Below are 20,360 nucleotides of genomic sequence, written 5' to 3'. Positions count from 1 at the left end.
ATGGAGGCTCGATCGTGACAGGCGGATTGTTATGGAGCTCGGCATCGCGCACTGACGTAGGCCGTGTGCGGGCGCTCAACGAGGATGCATGTCTCGATCAGCCCCAGCGGGGCTTGTGGGCAGTGGCCGACGGCATGGGCGGGCACACGGCGGGCGATCTGGCCAGCGGCATGATCGTGCGGGCGCTTGGGGCCATTGTCGTGCCCAACGCGCTCACCAGTTTCTCGGCCACGGCGCGCGGCACGCTGCAGACGGTGAACCACCAGTTGCGCGAAGAAGCAGCGCGGCGCGGGGTGCGCATGATCGGCAGCACCGTTGCCGTGCTGATGGCGAAGGGGCGTGAATTTGCCTGGTTATGGGCGGGCGACAGCCGCATCTATCTGTATCGCGATGCGCAGCTCGAAGCGCTCACGACTGACCATAGTTACGTGGCGGAGCTACAGGCGCAGGGGCATTTGAGCGCCGAAGCGGCGCGCCACCATCCATCGCAGCATTTGATAACACGGGCCGTCGGTGCGGCAGACTGGCTTGATCTTGACGAAGGCCGCATCGTCGTGCGCGACGGAGACCTCTTTTTGCTTTGCAGCGATGGGTTGAGTAATGAAGTGCAGGCGCCCGAGATGGTGCGGGCGCTCGAGGCTGGGGATTGCCAGCATGCCACTGATTTGCTCGTTGAGATGGCCTTGCAGGCCGGGGGGCGGGATAACATTACCGCTGTCGTTGTGAAGGTCGATGATCCGGTTGCGTCGGATCGGACGCTGGTCAATCCTGCTGTTGGGCGCTAACCGCGACAAAAAAGGCGCCCGCTGGGCCCCAAACTCAAGACCCCTTCTCGTGATTCACCTTCTCGGCATGCCGAAAATCCTTAGAATGAATCCCATGCTTCTTGAGCAGCATCTGCAAATGCGACCGATTCATATCACAGCGCCTCGCAAGCTCCGCCACGGTGCCCCCGGTCTCCTGCAACCCACGCTCGAGAAACGCCCTCTCGGCCTCATCACTCGCAGCGCGCTTCGCATCGCTCAGTGACAGCGGCGCACCTGCCGCTTCAGCCTCCGCCACCCGCAAAGCCAGCGCAGCAGACTTGGGCCGAATATCATCGGGCAGATGCTCGATATCGGCCGTCTCACCCGCAAGGCACGAAAGCCGATACACGAGATTGCGCAGCTCGCGAATATTCCCCGGATAAGCATACGTAAGCAGAAAGTCGCGCAGCTTGGGCGTAAGCTTCATAGGCCGCCGCTTGAGCTGCGCAGCAGCCTCGTCGCCGAAATAGGCAATCAAAAGCGGAATCTCGTCGTTGCGTTCGCGCAGCGCAGGCAGCGTGACATGAATCACGCTCAGCCGATAAAACAGATCCTCGCGAAACAGCCCCTGCGCGGCGAGTTCGCGCAAATTGCGGTTGGTCGCGGCAACGATGCGCGTGTCGACCCCGATCGGCTCATCGGAGCCCACCCGCTGGATCTCGTGCGATTCGAGCACGCGCAGCAGCTTCACCTGCCCCTGCAGCGGCAACTCGCCGATCTCGTCCAGAAAGATCGTCCCCGTATGCGCGCTTTCGAACTTCCCTTTGCGATCGCTCGACGCCCCCGTGAACGCCCCTCTGCGATGCCCGAACAACTCCGATTCGAGCAGGTTCTCGGGTATCGCGCCACAATTCACCGAGATGTACGGGCGGTCGGCGCGCGCGCCGTTGGCGTGGATCACCTTCGCCATCAACTCCTTGCCCGTACCGCTCTCGCCGTCGATCAGCACGGGCAGGTCGGTCGGCGCCGCCTTTTCTGCGATCTCCAGCGCGGCGAGCAGCTTCGGGTTGTCGCCGAATATGCCTTCGAAGATGAAGCTGCGCTCGATCAGCGCCTCGCGCCGCCGGTGCGCGCTGGGCGTGAGGGCGTCCGGCCTTGCCAGCGCGTCGAGCGCTTCAGGCGCCTCGGCCGCCGCCTCGACGAAGCGCTCCTTGCGCGAGAGTTGCATGACTTCCTCGCGCAGCGCGTTCGACTGGTTCAAGAGCTTTTCGATATCGGTGCGTTCGAGCCGCGGCGCCCAGCGCAGCGTGGAGCGCAGGATCTCGATCTTCTCGAGCAGCCCGGCATACGAAACAACCGAGCTGCCAAAGCCATGCGGGTCGAAGAGTTTCATGACGCCCCCAGCTGCTTTTGCACGAGCTGGTAATACATGCCCTTGCGCTCGACGAGTTCTTCGTGCCGCCCCTGCTCCACGATCGCCCCTTCGTAGAGCACGAGGATCTTGTCCGCCCGCATGATGGTGCTCAACCGGTGCGCGATGATCAGCGCCGTGCGGCCCTGCAGTATGTCGTGCATGTTCGAAAGGATGTTGCTCTCCGACTGCGTGTCGAGCGACGAAGTGGCTTCGTCGAACACGAGCAGGCGCGGGTCGTGATAAAGCGCACGCGCGATGCAAAGACGCTGGATCTGCCCGCCCGAAAGGCCCATGCCGCGCTCGCCCACCACCTGCTCGTAGCCGAGCGGCATCTTGCTGATGAACGCGTGCGCATCGGCCATGCGCGCCACTTCCTCCATGCGTCGCCAGTCCGGCGTGGCATCGCCACACGCGATGTTCTCGGCAATCGTGCCGGAGAACACGAGGTTCGTCTGCATCACGTAGCCCACCTGGGCGCGGAAGTACGCGTGGTCGATCGCGCTCATGTCGTAGCCGTCCACGTTGATCTTGCCTTCGGTCGGCGCGTAGAAGCCCACCAGCAGCTTGGCGAGCGTCGTCTTGCCGGAACCGCTGCGCCCCACGATCGCCACCATCTGGCCGCGCCCCACCGAAAAGCTGATGTTCTCCAGCACATACGGCGTTTCGTTGCCGCCATAGCGGAAATACACGCCGTCGAATTCAATGTCGCCCTGCAGGTCGGGAAGCAGCACGCGCGAACCGAGGTCGGCGGGCTTCTGCTCGGGCTCGATGTCGAGCACGTCGCCCAGCCGCTCCATCGCGACGGCTGCGTCGTTCATGAGGCTCCAGAGCCCGACGAGGCCCATGAGCGGCGCAAGCACGCTGCCCATGAACGCATTGAACGCAATCAGCTGACCGATGCTCAACTCCTGATCGAGCACGAGCGTGGCGCCCGCCCAGAGAATCACGATCGTGGTCGCGGCGTTGAGCAACTGGCTGCCGAGTCCAACCAGAATATGGAACGCCTGCGCGCGATATTGCACTTCGAGCGACTTCGCGTACTTGCGCTCCCATTTCAGGCGCACCGCTCTTTCTATCCCCATACCCTTCACGGTTTCCACGCCGCCGAGCGTCTCCATCAGCATCGAGCGCGCGTCGGTGGACACGGCAAAGACTTCGCGCGCATAGCGCTTGATGCGCGGCGTCGCAATCGCGGTGAGTGCCATGATGGGAATCACGAACGCGATCAGCAGCAGCGTCAGCTTCACGTTGTAGAGGAACATGATCGTGAAGTAGATGAAAATCATCAGCAGGTTGAGCGCCGTGGTCACCGTCGATTCGGTCAGGAACGCGCGTATCGTCTGGTTCTCCTGAAAGCGCGCGAAAATGTCGCCTGTTTTGCGGCGCGCGAAGAATGAGAACGGCAGCGACATGGTGTGCTTGAAGAACTGCGACATCATCGCGAAGTCGAGACTGCGCACCATGAAATTCGACAGGTGCGCGCGTATCGTCGTCATGAGCTGCGTAAACACGTGCGAAATAATCAGCCCCACGATCAGGAGATGCAGCAGGCTCACGTTCTGGTGGACGATCACGCTGTCGAGAATGTTCTGGATGATGAGCGGCGGCACCACGCCCAGCAGCTGGATCACGAAGGTGGCGAGAAACAGGTGCGCGAGTATTTTCCGGTAGGGCAGCAGATAGCCGATGAAGCGCACCCATGGCGAGCGCGTCGCCGCCTGCGCGCCCGTGGTCTCGACCTCGGTGAACAGCAGGCACGTGCCGTTCCAGCCGCGCTCGAACGCTTCGACGCTCAGCTTGCGAAAGCCGAGCGCCGGGTCGGCCACCCTCACCCACTGCTTCGACACGCCGTACACGACGATATAGTGGTAGCCCTCCCAGTGCGCGATGAAGGGCAACTCGAACCCTTGCAGCGCCTCGAACGTGCACTGCACGCCGCGCGTGGTAAAACCGAGCGCCTCGCCGGTGCGCGCGAGACTGTCCAGCGTCGCGCCCTGCGTCGTCACGTTCGCGAGGTCGCGCAGCTTGCCGAGCGTCATCGGTATGCCGTAATGCCGGCAGATCATGGCGAGGCACGCCGCGCCGCAATCCATCTCCTCGGCCTGCTCGACCAGCACGAAGCGCTTGACCACGCGTTCGCTGAAAGCAGCATCCGCCCCGCTGTCCACGGCGACGGGCCGGCTGCGGCGCTCGGCGAGCTTCTTCTGCCGCTGCAATTCGCGCTCGTTGAAGCGCACGCGCTCTTCCAGCACCTCGCGCAGCTTCGGGTTGCGCTCCAGCATGAAATGCACGGTCTTCTCGGGAATCACCAGCAGCCGCACATCGGTGACCGCCGTGACGCTCGCGGGCTGATCCTGGCGCAGCAGGCAGGCGCGTTCGCCGAAGATCTCTCCCGCGCCGAGCGTCGCGATCTGATAGACGCTGCCTTCTTCCTCGCGCGCGATACTGACTTCGCCCTGCCGCACGACATACAGGCGCGTGTCGCCACCGGCGCCTTGATGAATGATCTCCTTGCCCGCGCTCACGCGCTTGACACCCACGCTCGACACATACTCTTCCAGTTCGGCGCGCGAAAGCTTGCCGCGCAGGTCGAACAGCCGCGTGACGAAGCCGCCCGCGGAGCTGATCGCCACATAGCTCGTCACGAACGACTGCGCGGCCGGATTCGCGGCCAGCAGCGGTTCGAGCGCGGCACGGGGGATGCAAAGCACCTCGGTCTTCGCGGAGGCGCGCACCGACACTTCGTGCCAGTAATCGCGCAGCATGGCGATTTCGCCGAACACCTCGCGTTCCTTGCGCACGCCGAGACTCATTTCCTTGCCGCGCTCTTCGGCGATGATCCGCACGGAGCCCGAGCGGATCACATAGAGTCCGGCTGCGGGCTCGCCGCGCTTGCACAGCGTGTCGCCAAATGCGTAGCTGTGCGTTTCGACCTGCGCGGCAAGACGGTCGAGTTCCTCGCGCGAAAAGAGCGAGAGCGGTTCGACCGATGCGAGAAAATCCACCAGCGACGGCGCGCTGGCCGGTAGGGGCGCCTGGGTGTCCATCTGCGTGGCTCTGCGCGCTCAGTGCGCGTCGATGATATGTTCTTGCGCGCGCTCCGCGAGCCACTCTTCGCGCAAGAGCCGCCGCACCTCGGAAGAAACGTCCGCTTCGAGGGACGCCGGGTGCTTTGCCGTCACGCAGAAGATTTCGAAGAACGAGCCGTCCGGCGCGGGAAACGGGCCGAGCAGGTCGCCGACCTGCGCATTGAACACCTTCGCCTCGATGTCCGTCTTCAACGACCCGCGCAGCACCTTGCCGATCACGCCGCCGCGCTCGCTGGTATCGGCGATCGAATGCTCGCGCGCCATTTCGCCGAACGCCTGCGGCTCGTCCTCGAGGATCGACATCACCTCGCGCGCCTTGCCTTCGGAGTCCACCACGATGTGGCTCACCTCGATGCTGTCGAATTTCGGCGAATTGAGCTTGAAATAGCTTTCGACCGCCTCGTCGTTGCAGATCAGGCTGAAGGTCTTCTCCTGATAGAGCGTATCGGTGATGAAGTGCTCGAATTCGTCGAGGCTGATACCGAACACGTCCAGGTAGCGATTCATGTCCGCCGCGCGGTGCAGCCCGCGTACGCGGCGAAACTGGTCGGCGCGTTGCTGGATTTCGTCGGGCTCCACCTTCACGCCCATCTTCTTCGCGGCGATGACCGTGAGCCGGTCGCGCACCTGCTGTTCGACCAGGCTCTCGAACTGCCCCGTGAGTTTCAGCACGCGGATGAAATCTTCCGTGCCGATCGCTTCATCGTCGATCCGTACGATTGTCGTCATTGCGTTCCCCTGATTTCTGATTTCCGAATACTGAACTGGTTAGCGTCTTCAGCCTGCGACCTGGCGGAACGGGTCCAGCGCGAAGTCGATCAGGCGCCGCTCGCGCACCACGATTTCGGCGGTCGCCGTCATGCCGTAGCGCAACGGATAGGTCGCGCCGCCAATCGAAAAATGATCGCGCGCGAGGCGCACGCGCCCTTCGTAAACCGGCTCCTTCGTCTGCGCCTGCGGCTTCGTGGTCGGCGAAATATATTCGAGCGTGCCGTCCACCACGCCATAGCGCTGGTACGGAAACGCGTTGAATTTCAGCTTGACGGCCAAGCCCTCGTGCAGGAACGCGCGGTCCTGCTCCGCAATCGCCACCTTCACGACCGGGCGCGCGTTGGCCGGCGCAATGCCCCCTAGCGGCGTGTTCGCCTGGATCTTGTCGCCGGGCTGCGTCGTCGTCACGTCGGTAATCACGCCCGAGACCGGCGCGAGCACGAGCAGGAAATTGTCCTTGTCGATGTTCTCGAAGCGGATGCGCGCCGCGGCGTCGGCGGCAAGGCGCGCGGTTTGCACCTGCAGGCGCAGCTTGTCCTCGGTATTGGCGATCTCGCGCTCCGTCGCGTCGTATTCGATGCGCAGCGACGTGAGCTGCCCGGCGCTGCCTTCGAGCTGCGCCTTCGCCTGAGCGAACTCGTGGCTCGTTTGCGCCTGCAATTCGCTGAGCCGCGCCTGGGCGATCCGGTAGTTGTTATCGGCCTGCAGGAACGCGCTGCGCTTTTCCTCGACCTGGCTTTGCGAGACCCCGCCGCCGCCGGGCAGCGCGAACAGCCGCTCGTACTTGTCCTGGTCTTCCTTCGCGAGGTCGCGCACGTGGCGCGCGTTGTCGATATTGCCGCGCGCTTCGTCGAGCTGGGCATTCTCGGCCTGCTGGAGCTTGCTCGTGCCCTCCGCCACGCGCGTTTCGTGCAGATGCGTTTCAACGTCCATCTGCGCCTTGAGCGCCTCGGCCTTGCGCTCCATGAGCGCCTTCTTCTCGGGGAACTCCTTCCAGTCGCGTTCGGCGTCGTCGAGTTTCAGGCGCGCGTCGAGCGCGTTGGTCGCCGCCTGGATCGCGCCGCGCGCGTTGATGCGGCCGATCACGTCGTCCTTCTCCACGGGCTGACCTTCGGCGATGTAGATGTCCACGAGCTCCCCATCCACGGGTGCATAAATGCGGCGCACTTCGGATTCCGGGGCCAGCGCCCCCGGCGCACTCACGATGACGTCGGCGCGGCCGACGAACGAACACAGGAGGCCGCACACCACGAGTGCCACCATCGTGATGATCGTGGCTTCGATGAGGCGCCACGGACGCGCCGTGAGGATCGCCACGCCTTCCTCGCTGTGGTCGCCCAGCGCCTCGCCAAGCGGCCGCGGCGGTTCGGCCGCGGCACGCCCCCCATGCATGCCGAGCGCCTTGCTCAGGCGCTCAATGAGCTGGCGCGGATTCACCATGCCCTCCCGCTAGCGCCAGCTTTTCGAGCGCGCCCGCGTGGGCTGCGAACGGCGGCGTGGCGAAGTGAGCGGCGGCCAGGCTGTCGTGCACGGCCTGCGCATGGCCCGCGTGCGCCTCGCTGTCGATCTGCTGATACTGGTCGACGTCGGCGCGCACGGCATCGAGCCCGGCGAGGCGCGGATAGCGCTGCGCGTAGTCGTTCAGCATCGCCGTGAGCGCGTCGAAACGATCGCTCGCGAGCGCGCTGTCGATGGCCTGATGGATGCGATCGAGCGCGGCCACATACACGGAGTCGTCGCTCTGCAGCTTGCGCAAGTGGCTGAGCGAATCCGCATACACGCCAGCAAACGCCGGCACATACGCCGAGATGCGGTCGAATGCACGCTGGTGCTCGCCGGGGTCGTCGTTCCAGCGGCTCGTCAGCGCGTGGATCGGCGCCTCGTCGCGATAGATGCGGATCGGCGCCTGCGAACCGCCCCGTCCCTGCACGAACGATTGCAGCGCGCCGATCCAGCCAATGTTTTCCACGAGCGGCGCGGCGTCCGGATTGTGGCGCGCGAGCGTACGCATGTCTTCCACGATGGCGCGCGCACGGTCGAACGCGCGCGCGTTGATCGCGGCGACCCAGTCGGGCACGTTCGCCTTGATGAGCGCTTCCGTCCCCATCGCGCGCCACGTGCTGTCGTTCGGGTGGCGCGTGAGATATTGATCGGCCATGCGCGCCGCGCTTTCGAACTGTCCGCTCGTGAGCAACGCCTGCATGTCGCGCTGCGGCGCGCCCTGGAAATACGTGAGCGCGACGAGCGCGAGGATCACGGCAATCCCGCCGCCGCCCCAGCGCGCGAACGCGCCCATGTTGATCTTCCCGCTGCCGCCCAGAGCTTCGCTCAACTCGCTCAGGAAGAGCTCGATCCTGCCGCGCCGGCGTCGCGCGTCGTGGCCCGGTTCCGGCACGGGTTGCGGCGCATCGGGGTTGATTTCGTCGTCCTGCGCGGGCGCGGGCGGCGTGCAGAAAATGTCGAGAAACGAGTGCGCGCTGCCAATGAACGTCGTGCGGTCGGCGTCTTCGGCGAGCACCGAGGCGCGGTGTTCGCGCGTCGCCGTCACAGTGGCATCGCTTCCACTCGTGCTCTCGAGGCCAATCCGGTAGACGAAGTGCTCGCCGCCAAAGGCGATCCGCTGGCCGTCTTCGAGCTTGACCGCGTGATCGTCGAGCCGCTGGCCGTCGAGGAACGTGCCGTTGGTGCTGCCGAGGTCTTCGACGTACATCGCGTCGTCTTCGGCATAGATGTGCGCATGACGCCGCGACAGATAGTTCACCTGGTGCGGATACGCGTCGTGATACTGCGAGAAGGTCTCGTCGGCCTTGCTGACCAGGAACGGAAAACTCGTGACGACGATCTGCTGCAAACCGAGATCGGCGCGCTCTGGCGTGAGCGTCACCACGGTCGCCCGCACGGGCGCGCGCACCGTGCGCGGCGCGAAGCTCACGCGAAACGCGAGCGCGCCGGCAAAGCTGAGTTCGTCGCCGTCCTTGAGCACGTGGGGCTTCTGGGTGACTTCGATACCATTGACCGCCGTGCCGTTCTTGCTGCCCAGGTCGGCCACGTAGGCCGCCGCGCCCTCGCGAAAGATGCGCGCGTGACGGCGCGAGACATCGACCACGACTTCTGGCCGCGCCGCGGCAAAAGGCGGCTGTGTCCGCCCGACTGCGAAAAGATCCTTGTCGATGCGGATTTCGCCCAGCTCCGCATGCGATATCGGCCGCAGCACGATATCGAACGTCCGGTCGAGCGATGTCTGGCTCTCGGCAATGGAAGCGGCGTCAGGCACCATGATTCCGCCAGCGATCAGCAGTTGTGAGCCGGAATGCGCGTGGCGCAAGCGCCGCGTGCGCACTGACTCTCCGAGTGAAGCCGCGCGCCTTGCACCTGGCGATCGGGGTGTGAGAAAAGTGTAGGCGACTGTTGGCTGGAGTCAAACAACTGACGCGGTCCGCTGCAACGAGCGCGCTCACTTGACGGGCGCTGCCGACACAGCGGAATTCGAGGCCACGTTGGCCACATCGACGTCGGGCCAGCCGCCGCCGATCGCCTTGTAAAGGGTGACGGTGTCGCTCAGGATCAGCTCATGGTTGGCCAGAAGCGACTGTTCCGCATTCGCGAGCGAACGTTCGGACTCCAATACTTCGAGCTGCGACACGAGCCCTTCCTTCAACTGCGCCTCGACCTGCGCCGCGACGGTGCGCAGCCGTTCGTTCTGCTGCAGCAGTTCGATGCGCTGCTTTTTATGTGCGTCGAGGTTCACGAGCGCGTTCTCGACTTCTTCGAACGCCGTGAATACCACCTGGCGATACTGCTCTTCGGCGACCTTGCTCTGGGCCTCGGTCGTCTTGATGTGGGCATGCACGCTGGGGTCGAACATCGGGAAGTCGATGCTCGGCATGAAGCTCAGCGTGAACACCTTGAACAGATCGGAAAGCGAAAACGCCGCCGTGCCGGCGCGGCCCGTGAGACTGAGGGTCGGCAATTGTGCGAGCCGCGCGGAACCGACTTCGTCATACGATTCGAGAATGCGGTACTGCGCGGCCACCACGTCGGGGCGGCGCCCCAGCAACTGCGCGGGCAGGCCCATGGGCACGTCCGGCAGCTTCACGCGCTGGCGCAACTGGCCCAACGGCATCCTGAATTCGCCCGCGGGCACGCCGACCAGCGTGGACAGCGCGTTTTCGGCGGTATCGCGCTCGCGATGCAATTCCAGCAGTTCGTTCGTCACGCCATTGACTTCCGCGCTCTGGCGCAGCACCTCGGTTTTGGGCGCGACACCGTTTGCGTACATCTGCTGGTAGATGGTGAGAATCTGCTTGTTCCGCTTGAGCGTGTCTTCCTCGTCGCGGATCTGATCGTCGAACTGGAGAATCTGGAAATAAGTGCTCGCCACATTCGCAACGAGCGTCAAATAACCTGCACGCCAATCCGCTTCGCTAGCGTGATACTCGGCCTTTTGGGCCTGCACGCTTTTTTCGACTTTGCCCCAGATATCGATGTCCCAGTTGACCTGAGTGGCGACGTTATAGGTCTTCGAGAGCGCTAGCCCCGTGCTCTTCTCATAGTCGATACCCGCGCCCGCGTCGACCGTCGGAAGTGCACCGGCCTGCACTTCCCCGATCTGCGCGCCGGCCACGCCAATGCGCGCCGCCAGCACCCGGATATCGACATTGCCCGCAATCGCCTTATCTATGAGTGTATTCAGGTAGGGATCGTCGAACTCTTTCCACCACTGCGGATTGACCGTATCGGCCGCGGAAAACGTGCGGCTCGTATGCGCCCAGGCGTCCTTCTCAGGCATGTCCGGGCGCCGATACGCAGGCGTACTCAGATCCGTGCAGCCGCACAGCGCCACGGCACACAACCCAGCCGAACCGACGACGCGGGTCAGCCAGCGCGACGCGCCGCGACATACGTGTGCGGCGGACGGCGAGAGCAGTGTGTTCACGATCGACTCCTTAAGGGAAAGGCGGCGAAGGACGCGACGAAGAAGCGGTGTGCAGCGGATGCGGTGGAGGGCGGCGCCGTGGAGGCCGGTAAGCCTCCACGGCTGGCAGCACGATCAGAAGTTGATCGTGTTGTGAGCCGTTTGCACGGGGTTGGTCGAAGCGTGGAGGTTGTTCACGAACGCCACGTCGTTGCCCGTGTTGGACAGGATGGTGTTCGTCTGGCCGATCAGCTGCGATGCGGAGAAGTTGGTGGAGTCGACCTTCACGCTCGGCATCGTCGGGTAGTAGACGGGCCACAGGCCCAGGCCGCCGCGCACGGCGCTCATTTCACGGCGGTCGAGTTCTTGTGCGACGCCCAGGTCGGCGATCATCAGCTTGCTCATGGCAGTTCTCCAGAAAAGGATGCAACAGTGTTGGGATTGTGAGCTGCATGGTTGCGGGCTCGGGTCCAACAAGGCATGAGGCGTGCCAGGTGCGCGAGCGCGCGTGCGCATGGCGGCGCATCGCCCGTTGCACAAGGACAGTTCTGGAATTCCCGGAGTCTCACGCGCGGCGCGAGGCGCGCGCGGGTCGTGCGTGGTGATGGGCGCACGCCAACGCGTCAATCGGCTTATGTTGGCGCGCCGCGAACACTGTTTGTGGGGGAACGTGAAAGCGTCGCAAACGTTCGTGTATCGCCTTGGCGTGCGAGACCCGATTCGTATGGATCACTTAACGTAGATGGTGATTTTCTTCGAGTACACCGGCGGGTTGTGCGGCACGTGGTGCGCGTCGCCCATCAGCAGCTGCAGCGTATGTTTGCCCGGCGGCAACTGCAGCATGGTTTCGGTCTGGCCGGCGCCGAAGTGCAGGTGGTTGCGATCGGATGGAATGGGCTGATCCATCGGCGGCAAGTCCGTATCGACGAGCAGATGGTGGTGACCCGTGTTGGGAAACTCGACTTCCGCAGGCGCCACGCCCATGTTGCGCAGGCCGAACCAGACGCGGAATGGCCGCCCGGCCGGCATGACCTGGCCGTCGTTGGGCCAGCCGATATAAACGTGCGCGTTCGGGTCGGCCGGCGTCGTGCCTGCATGCGCCGCACCGCCCGCGAGCAGCACGAGGCTGGCAGCAAAAACGAGGAACCTGTTCATGGCGTGCACTCCCGCTTCTTTTGCGCTGCGGCTAAAGCCGGACGTCCTTCGCTACTTGACCGTGACCGTGATCTTCTTCGAGTAGACCGGCGGATCGTGCGGCACGTGGTTGTAGTCGCCCATCAGCAACTGCAGCGTGTGCTTGCCCGGCGGAAGCTCGACCCGGGCTTCCGTCTCGCCCGCGCCGAAATGCAAATGATTGCGATCCGACGGGATCGGCTGATCGAGTGGCGGCAGGTCCGTGTCGATGAGCAGGTGATGATGGCCCGTGTTCGCCTTGTTGATCCCCTTGGGGCAGACGCCCATGTTGCGCAACCCCATGCGCACCCAGAACTTGCCGGTGGGAATCGTCGCGCCATCCGGCGGCCAGATGATGTAGACCTCTGCGCCGGGCGGCGACGGGGTGCGCTCGGCAAACGCGAGGCGCGGCATCAGAACGGCCGCTGCCAGGGCCAACAGGGTTGCTCTTCGTTGCATCTTCGTGCTCCTTGTTCGGCAGACGGCGCGCCGCTTTGGAGTTCGGTGCGTGTTCTACAGCTTAGGACGGATTCAAGCGGATGGAGATAAATCGGCGCGGCGCGGGCGGGTGCCACCCAGTTACTGCATCGCCCGGCGTGCGTGCTATTTTGTAGTTGTGCGCAGGCAGTGCGTTTGCCAGCGGCGGCTTGCGTATCACGCGAGCGCAGCCGGCGACTGCAGCGGGGTAGCGCACCGTCGGCATTGAAAGGCGATGACGCCTGGGTTGGCACCCGGGTTGGCACCTGATAGGGAGAACGAACATGTGGCGGCTAGTGTTGCCTGTGTGCCTCTTGATCTCGCTAGGCCTGACCTCGACACTACGCTCGGCCGCGCCCGCAGCGCATGACCGTTCGGCTCCGGCACGCGAGCAGCCGCGTCTCGAGCCGCAAGACCCTGGCCGGTACGCAAGCGCCCACGCCACGCATGAGCGCCTCACCGCGGCCAGCGCAGCGCGGCAACGCTATGGCGTCGCGATCGTGCGCGTCGGCCTGATGCCGAAAGACACCTCCCAGGAATATGAAATCACGTTCTGGAATTCGATCAAGGACAGTCAATACGCGAGCGACTATGAGGCGTACCTCAAGGCCTATCCGAACGGACGCTTCGCGCCGCTCGCGCAGGCCCGCCTGACACGTTTGCGTGCGGAGGCATCGAAACCGGCTGCAGCGTCCGCCGCGCCCGCTACGTCCGCCCAGCACCCAGCTAGCAGCCCCGCTGCCGCCGCGCCCGCACCGGCACCCGCGCCGGCGCCTCAGGCAAAGACACCGCCGCCCCCGGCCGCGCCGCCAGCCGCACAGACCAAGGCAGCGCCCGCCTCCGCACCGCCGGCCGCCGCAACGACCGCGGCAACGGCCGCAGCCGCGGCGGCAGTCGCGGCGAAGGGCAACCCTGCCCTTTCGAAGCCGGGTCCGCACGACATTCAGGACTGCCCATCTTGCCCGGTGCTGGTCGCGGTGACGCCCGGCAACTTCACCATGGGCATCGACACCGACGACGCCTCGGAGCGGCCCGCGCACCACGTGACGATCAGCCATAGCTACGCGCTCGCGAAGTATGCGGTGACGGTGGCGCAGTGGAACGCGTGTGTCGCCGCGAGCGCGTGCCCGCGCCTGTCGAACGAGAACAACGCCTCGCCGAACGCCCCCGTGCGCGACCTGAGCTGGGACGACGCGCAGCAATACGTGAAATGGCTTTCGAAGATCAGCGGCAAACCCTACCGCCTGCCGACGGAGGCGGAATGGGAATATGCCGCGCGCGCCGGCACCGAAACGCGCTACTGGTGGGGCAACGACATGCGCAAGGGTACGGCGAACTGCAAGGACTGTGGGCCGCCGTGGCACGTCGAGGCGCCCGACGACGTCGGCTCGTTCCCGGCCAATGCGTTCGGCTTCTACGACATGGCCGGCGGCGTTTGGGAATGGGTCAGCGACTGCTGGCACAACTCGTACAAGAACGCGCCGAACGATGGCCACTCGTGGGACGAGCCCAACTGCCAGACGCGCGTGATCCGCGGCGGATCGTGGCGCGACGGCGCGGGCTATATGCTCGCCGCCACGCGCTTCAAATACGACAGCAGCGTTCGCTACGAGGCCAATGGATTTCGCGTAGCGCGCGACATGAAATAACGCAGATTACGCTGCGGGTCTCGCCTGGAGACGCACATGGCTTGCGATGTTCCGATCACTCGCCGGACATTCCTCAAGGCCATGGGGAGCGGCGCGGTCACGATGTCGGTCAGTTCCATTACCGCATACGCGGCCGCCAGCCCAGCCGCACATGCCGCAACGGGCGCCCACGCCGCGCCACAGGCACCGAACGGCGCGCCCGACTGGGCGCCGGAGCCTGGCAAGGCGCGCTGGCGCATCGACGGCGTGAGCAAGGTCACGGGCGCGAAGATCTACGCACGCGATTACAAGGCGCGCGACTTCGACGGCTGGCCGAAAGAAGAAAACTGGCTATACGCGCTGCGGTGCAATTGTGTCGACAAGAATTTCGAAGACTTCGACCTGAGCGTATTGCCGCACGATCTTCGCCCGATCGCCGTGGTTTCCAACCAGACGTTGAATGACAATCGCATCTATCTCGCTGCCGAGAAAGATCCGGTAGCGAGCCAGGATATCTATCTTTTCGCACAGAAAGGCAAACCCGCCAATTGCTACGGCCAGCCCGTCGCCTTATTGATCTTCGAAGACTTCGACACGTATCGCCGCGCGAAGAAACTGCTCGATTTCAACGAGTCGGTGATCCGGTACGGCGCAACGGTACCGGAAAGCGCCATCACCACCTTGTATGCGACCGCATCCAAGGTTTATGTGCGCGACGACGCGAGGTCGTTTTCGAACCTCCAGAGGAGCAGCCTCCCCGTTGAGAAATTCACCAACGCACGCAACAGTGCAAGTAAAGAAATTTACGATCGGGCCAGCGCCAAGGTCGACAGCAAGGCCTGGCGCCAGTTCGACGGTGCTTTCAAAACGCCCGCCATCGATCCTGTCTTCATGGAGCCGGAGTCGGGGCTGGCGTGGTTTCAAGCGGATTCCGGTTGTCTGAATCTGGTGCTCGGTACACAATCGCCGCTCGGCGACGGCAAAGCCGTATGCAATGTGTTCAAGGACAGCAATATCGACGTCAAACACGTTCACGTGATCAGCTGCTACCCAGGCGGCGGATTTGGCGGCCGCGACGAGTCGTATTTTCCCGTTTATCTCGCGCTCGCCGCGCCCTTCGCGAAGGGGGCGTTGCGCTGGCAGCAGTCGCGCTATGAACAATTTCAGGTCGGCTTGAAACGCGCGGAAACGGATTTCACCGAGTCCATCTGGCTCGACGATAGCGGCAAGCTCCAGGCGCTCGTCAGTTCCTTCAGCTTCAATGGCGGCGCCAAGGAAAATCTCACGGGCCCGGTTGGCGACCTTGCCGCCATGAGCGCCATGAGCTGCTACGACATTCCGCGCGCCATTGCGCAAAGCTCCGTGAGTTATACACCCGCGTTGTTCGGCGGCTCGCAGCGCGGCTTCGGCGGTCCTCAGGCTTATCTCGCCATCGAAACGCTCATGGACGAGGCCGCCCAGGCGCTGCACAAAAGTCCATTCGACATCCGGCGCACTAACCTGCTCCGCAAGCAGCACGGCAAAACGCTCACAGGCGCACCCATTCTGTTCCATCTGCAACTCGCCGAGCTGCTGAACCCGCTTGAAGCGCACGAGTTATGGCGCAACAGGGAAAGCGTGCGCGCGCAACGCCACGCGCTCGGGTTGCGATATGGCGTTGGGCTCGCCATGTCGAACCAGGCCTACGGTACCGGCAAAGACGCGGTATTCGCGATGGTGCAGATTCAGCCGAACGCGGGCCTGCATGTGCTCACGCATTACACGGACATGGGCAATGGCGCAGCGACGACGTTGGCCCTGGCTCCTTCCGCATGCCTTGGGCAGAACGCGCAGAAAATCACCATGAACGAAGTCGAGGCGTTTCGGATACCGGGTTTCGATTACACAAAGCTGGGCATCCTGGATGCTCCCGGAAGCAAAGCGATCTCGGCCCCCTTTGGTTCTTCGAGCGCCTGCCTCGGTGCGTTCCATCACTTTCAGGCCGTAGACCGCGCCGCGATGGTGTTGTTGCTGCAAAGCGTGCTGCCTGCCGCACGTGCAATATGGAACAGCCCGCACGTCGAGCGGCATGACCTCGAGTGGACAAATGGCAAGCTGGGCGCCACCGGTCACCCGGCAATCAGCTGGCCCGCGTTGCTCGACGAGATCAACCGCCAGCAGCTGCCTACCGTGGCCGCCGCCCATGTCACCTATGCCGGCGGCTTCTGGAGAAGCCAGTACACGTTCGCGTCGGGCGCCGTCGTGATGGACTGCGACTACATCGCCGTTGGACCCGATACGCACCATCTCAAGGGCTTGCCTCACGGCGCGTTGCTGCCGCCACGCGATACGTTCAATTTCGGGCGCACGAACTATGCGCCTTCGGCGGCGCTTGTCGCGGTCTCCGTGAGCCCCGAATCCGGGCACGTGAGGGTCGAACATGTCGTCACGACGCTCAGCGCCGGCCGCCTGATCTGTCCAGAGATCGTGCAAGGCCAGTCGCAAGGCGCGGTGGCCATGGCGATGAGCAATGTGCTGAGCGAATCGTGCCCGCTGGGCAATGACGGCCCCGGCAACGGCACGTGGAATCTCGACCGCTACCTGATCACGCGCATGACCGACGTCCCGCGGCAGGAACTGATCACGCTGCCGCCGCCAGATGGAGACCATCACAGCGCGCGCGGCATCGGCGAGGCCGTGATGTGCCCCATCGCGCCGGCGCTGCTGAACGCGCTGGCCATGGCGACCGGGCATCGCTTCAGGGAAACCCCCGTCACGCCCGACAAGATACGCGAGGCCCTGAAGTGAACGAAGCCAACATCAGGATTCACGTAAACGGACGCGCTGTCACCGTTCCGGCCGCCGATACCGACATGAGCCTCGCCGAATTTCTTCACGAGCGAATGGACCTGACGGGAACCAAGGTGTGCTGCGGCATTGGCGCGTGCCGTGCGTGCACCGTGGGCCTGCGCAGCAGCCGCGACGCGCTGATGGAAAAGACCCTGGCGTGCGTCACGCCCGTGAGCGCGGTCGCGAATCAACATATCTACACCGTGGAGAGCCTCGCGGACGGCAACCGGCTTTCTCCGCTGCAGCAGACGTTTCTCGAGTCTTTCGCGTTTCAGTGCGGCTACTGCACGCCGGGCTTTTTGATGGCGGCGACCGCCATGCTCGAACATTTGAAGGCGTACCGCGTGAGCGCAGATCAGCTCGAAACGGAAATCGACACCTGGGTGGGGGGAAACCTGTGCCGCTGCACAGGCTACGTGAAGTATCGCGAAGCGATTCGCAAAGTCGCGCAAATGCAGATGAAAAGCGGAGGATGACCATGTCTGTCCGCGCCCGCCTGTTCGCTCTGTGCTTCCTCTTCGCCGTGCCGCTTGCTGCCTTTACGCATGAGCAGACCTTGCTCGAATACGCCGATCAATGCGTGAGGGAAATTGGCGAGATGCCGCCATTCAACTGCAATGACGGGACGGATATTCCCATTACGATCGATGGAAAGCCGCCCGGGCCCAAAGAGTCCCCTACGCGATGCGACAAGCCTTCTTTGTTGAGCCCGACTTCAGAAGCAAAAGGTCAATGCATTCCGTTTTCGAAAATCCTGAATCTTTCGCGCGGCAACACGCAAATTTCCGCGTATTGCCGTCGCGATGTGCTGCGCGAAGACAAGAGTCGGTTCTATGACCTCGTGGTCGTCGTGATGCATCACTCGGGCAACGGCAAGACCTGCTGGTTCGCCTCGAAGCCGCCACCGCCACCACCGATATCGCAAGCTGACGTGCCCGCGAGTACCGGAATCGTTGCGACACGTGTGCCGCCGCCCAACGAGAGAAAGCCGCCTGCAGGACAGCCCTCCGCAGTCGAATTCTGGGCGACACCCACCATGGTTGCCACCAGCACGCCGAAGAACCCCACCTGCCTCAAATGCCACGACGCCGGGCCCTTCATCTTCAGCCCGTATATCGGGCAAGTGTGGGACAAGGTGCCCACCGATCCATGGGGGAAGTATTCGAGCATCGGACAGGCTTTCTCGTCGTATCACCTCATGACGATGAGCACACCGGGCAACACCTGCATTGGCTGTCACCGCATCGGCAGCGAGCAGAGCTGCACCGCCTTTCTCGGGCTCTCTGTGGGCAATCAGAAAGCGCCTGGAAACGACCGGCTCGCCAACAGCTATCCATGGGACCACTGGATGCCGACCGACAACGCCATGAGCAATGAACAATGGGACAAGGCAAACCTCGCGTCAGTCAAAGCCTTGCTGGACTGCTGCAAAGACGCGGCCCACAAAGACCCGAATTGCACGTTCACACCCATGCCATCGGGTTCGAACAACCGGTCATTGCACTGACCCAAACGAGGAGCCTGAAATGGCAGCGAACGTGAGTGCGAGCAACGTCATATCCGATGTCACGCAAACCCTGCAGACCTTCGATCTGCTCGAACTGCAGCAATACACCCGCGAAAAGAGCTACTCGAGCACGGCCAGCAAGGACTTCCATCTCTTCTATGTAGGGCGCGACGACGTTCACAACATCCTCAAGTACGTCCTTTCCCGCGCGAGCGTTTCGCTTTACATGAACATGTTCGGATTCGACGACGAAGAACTCAACGAAATCCTCATGCAGCAGGCGCTCGACCCGACCATCACCATGATGATCACGCTCGACAAGAGCCAGGCGGGCGGCGTGCACGAAAAGAAGCTACTCGAATCCGATATCGCGCAGAACCCGGTCAAATTCAACACGTTCTTCGTGATCGGCGAGTCGGCGGCCCATCAAATCAGTCATACGAAGGGATTCGTGGCCGATGGCAAGGTGGGCGGCGAGGGATCGGTGAACTGGTCGGCGTCCGGCGAGGGCACGTTCGTGATCAAGGGCGCGCCGGGAGGTCCGGGCTACCTGGCGCAAAACAACACGCAGACCATCTTTACGGACCCCGACACGATCAACCGGTTTCAGACCGAATTGATCGCCGAGCACATGACGGCGAAAGCGCAGGGCTACACACTCGCCGCTGCACCATCGACCGCCACGCCGGCCGCGCCGGCCGTCAAAACCGCCGCGAAGACCACGACCACCGCTGCGGCCGCCAAAAAAATTGCGGCGGCGGCAAAACGCAGCAAGCGGAATTGAGCGCTATCGCGCGGCCCGTTCAGGTCGGCATGCCAGCCCAGTAAGACACGGCGTCCTGCCGGTCGAACACGAACGTCTTGAGGGCGACCTGGCTCTCGGGAGAAAGCGTGTCGAACTCGAGACCATGCAGGGTGAGCCCTGCCTGTGGGGTATCGGCGCGCAGATTGCGTATCACGGCGACGGCCTGGAACGTCGCCCCGACGTTGCCTGCTTCGATGGGGAACACCACGCATATGCGCTCGCCGACCTCGCCGATCTTGCGTCCGGCGGCGAGCGACATGCCCAGCACGCTGATATCGCAGCCAATGCCGAGCCGGTCCAGTTCCGAGCCCGTCAGGTCCACGCCATAGCGCACCGCGAGTTGCGTGCGTACGCGCACGGCCCGGCGTTCGCGCAGCCGGCGAATCGTGCCCGGTTCGGAGAGCACGAGATAGCGGAACGGATGCGTGCAGACCGCCTCGACCGTGCAGACGAGCCAGAACACGGCTTGTGTTGCGATCGCAACGATCTCGACCTGTTCGCCCTGGAACGGCTCCCACGCGGGTTTGGCCGCGGCGGGTGGCGTGACGAACATCGCGCCGCCCGGCCGGAAGCCGATCAGCCGGCACGGCAGCATCTCGCGCCCCGTGCCCGCCTGGCTGCGTATGCCCAGCAGCGCGCCAATGGCGAGGTTCATGTCGTCCAGCGTCAACGGCCCTTTGCCACGCTCGCCACGATCGGCCAGGCCGTCTTGCGTGCTCGCGAGATTCGCCTCCTCCGCCGTGTTGCGATAAGGCTGGAAGTGCGCGAAGAGGAAGTCGCGCTGCTCGCTGTTCAGCACCCCGCCTTGCGGCAGCAGCATCGTTCCGTCATGGTGAAACACCGCCAATGGCAGCGGCGTTTCGAGGGGCAGTTGCCCAGGGTCCCCGAGGAGTTCGAGAGTTTTTGACGCAGTACCGCTGCCAGGCTCGTGAAAGTGCATGACCGATAGCGTGTGAATTTGTTGGTTTTGTTCGATGCTGCATTGTGACCGAAATATAGCGAGCGA

The 20,360-nt window shown here is 63.7% G+C and carries 15 protein-coding genes and 1 pseudogene; 6 read left to right on the top strand and 10 right to left on the bottom strand.

Going from position 1 to position 20,360, the window contains the following annotated elements:
* Positions 1 to 14 precede the first annotated feature (14 nt).
* Positions 15 to 785, top strand: coding sequence for a protein phosphatase 2C domain-containing protein (locus tag AB4Y35_RS21780; protein WP_342923256.1), 771 nt, complete (start codon positions 15 to 17; stop codon positions 783 to 785).
* Positions 786 to 819: 34 nt separating this feature from the next.
* Here AB4Y35_RS21780 and AB4Y35_RS21775 read toward each other — a convergent pair whose 3' ends face one another.
* From AB4Y35_RS21775 to AB4Y35_RS21735, 9 genes are all read right to left on the bottom strand, one after another.
* Positions 820 to 2,139: a sigma-54 interaction domain-containing protein gene (locus AB4Y35_RS21775; RefSeq protein ID WP_368705875.1), complete on the bottom strand. Its 1,320-nt coding sequence runs from the start codon at positions 2,137 to 2,139 to the stop codon at positions 820 to 822.
* The gene (locus tag AB4Y35_RS21770) at positions 2,136 to 5,207 is read right to left on the bottom strand and encodes a peptidase domain-containing ABC transporter (RefSeq protein ID WP_368705874.1); all 3,072 of its coding nucleotides are present in this window, start codon (positions 5,205 to 5,207) and stop codon (positions 2,136 to 2,138) included. The genes AB4Y35_RS21775 and AB4Y35_RS21770 overlap by 4 nt, the downstream gene beginning before the upstream one ends.
* An 18-nt stretch (positions 5,208 to 5,225) precedes the next feature.
* Complete coding sequence (locus AB4Y35_RS21765; protein WP_324146608.1) at positions 5,226 to 5,978, bottom strand: peptidylprolyl isomerase; 753 nt, start codon at positions 5,976 to 5,978, stop codon at positions 5,226 to 5,228.
* Positions 5,979 to 6,026: 48 nt separating this feature from the next.
* Positions 6,027 to 7,412, bottom strand: coding sequence for an HlyD family efflux transporter periplasmic adaptor subunit (locus tag AB4Y35_RS21760; RefSeq protein ID WP_368706133.1), 1,386 nt, complete (start codon positions 7,410 to 7,412; stop codon positions 6,027 to 6,029).
* Positions 7,413 to 7,434: 22 nt separating this feature from the next.
* Complete coding sequence (locus AB4Y35_RS21755) at positions 7,435 to 9,297, bottom strand: FHA domain-containing protein (RefSeq protein WP_368705873.1); 1,863 nt, start codon at positions 9,295 to 9,297, stop codon at positions 7,435 to 7,437.
* Between the two features lie 177 nt (positions 9,298 to 9,474).
* Complete coding sequence (locus AB4Y35_RS21750) at positions 9,475 to 10,899, bottom strand: efflux transporter outer membrane subunit (RefSeq protein ID WP_368706132.1); 1,425 nt, start codon at positions 10,897 to 10,899, stop codon at positions 9,475 to 9,477.
* A 171-nt stretch (positions 10,900 to 11,070) separates the two neighbouring features.
* Positions 11,071 to 11,340: a hypothetical protein gene (locus AB4Y35_RS21745; protein WP_368705872.1), complete on the bottom strand. Its 270-nt coding sequence runs from the start codon at positions 11,338 to 11,340 to the stop codon at positions 11,071 to 11,073.
* A 324-nt stretch (positions 11,341 to 11,664) separates the two neighbouring features.
* Positions 11,665 to 12,090 carry a DUF4399 domain-containing protein gene (locus AB4Y35_RS21740; RefSeq protein WP_133187104.1) on the bottom strand — a complete coding sequence of 142 codons (426 nt, stop codon included), beginning with the start codon at positions 12,088 to 12,090 and terminating at the stop codon, positions 11,665 to 11,667.
* Between the two features lie 51 nt (positions 12,091 to 12,141).
* Positions 12,142 to 12,567, bottom strand: coding sequence for a DUF4399 domain-containing protein (locus tag AB4Y35_RS21735; protein ID WP_110383740.1), 426 nt, complete (start codon positions 12,565 to 12,567; stop codon positions 12,142 to 12,144).
* A 527-nt stretch (positions 12,568 to 13,094) separates the two neighbouring features.
* Between AB4Y35_RS21735 and AB4Y35_RS21730 the strand changes: the two are divergent.
* From AB4Y35_RS21730 to AB4Y35_RS21710, 5 genes and pseudogenes are all read left to right on the top strand, one after another.
* Positions 13,095 to 14,234: pseudogene (locus tag AB4Y35_RS21730) on the top strand (formylglycine-generating enzyme family protein); the annotation flags it as partial.
* A 36-nt stretch (positions 14,235 to 14,270) separates the two neighbouring features.
* Complete coding sequence (locus AB4Y35_RS21725; protein WP_368705871.1) at positions 14,271 to 17,000, top strand: xanthine dehydrogenase family protein molybdopterin-binding subunit; 2,730 nt, start codon at positions 14,271 to 14,273, stop codon at positions 16,998 to 17,000.
* The gene (locus AB4Y35_RS21720) at positions 16,997 to 17,518 is read left to right on the top strand and encodes a (2Fe-2S)-binding protein (protein ID WP_368705870.1); all 522 of its coding nucleotides are present in this window, start codon (positions 16,997 to 16,999) and stop codon (positions 17,516 to 17,518) included. The genes AB4Y35_RS21725 and AB4Y35_RS21720 overlap by 4 nt, the downstream gene beginning before the upstream one ends.
* Positions 17,519 to 17,520: 2 nt before the next feature.
* Positions 17,521 to 18,549: a hypothetical protein gene (locus AB4Y35_RS21715; RefSeq protein ID WP_368705869.1), complete on the top strand. Its 1,029-nt coding sequence runs from the start codon at positions 17,521 to 17,523 to the stop codon at positions 18,547 to 18,549.
* 19 nt (positions 18,550 to 18,568) lie between these two features.
* Entirely contained in the window at positions 18,569 to 19,333 is a 765-nt protein-coding gene (locus AB4Y35_RS21710) for a hypothetical protein (protein ID WP_368705868.1), read from the top strand.
* A gap of 19 nt (positions 19,334 to 19,352) precedes the next feature.
* Here the strand turns inward: AB4Y35_RS21710 and AB4Y35_RS21705 are convergent, their stop codons facing one another.
* Positions 19,353 to 20,174, bottom strand: a complete 822-nt coding sequence (locus AB4Y35_RS21705; RefSeq protein ID WP_368705867.1) for a flagellar brake domain-containing protein — start codon at positions 20,172 to 20,174, stop codon at positions 19,353 to 19,355.
* Positions 20,175 to 20,360: the final 186 nt, after the last annotated feature.

This window comes from Paraburkholderia sp. EG286A (assembly GCF_040965375.1).
GTDB lineage: Bacteria > Pseudomonadota > Gammaproteobacteria > Burkholderiales > Burkholderiaceae > Paraburkholderia.
This window is presented reverse-complemented; position numbering and strand designations above follow the sequence as displayed.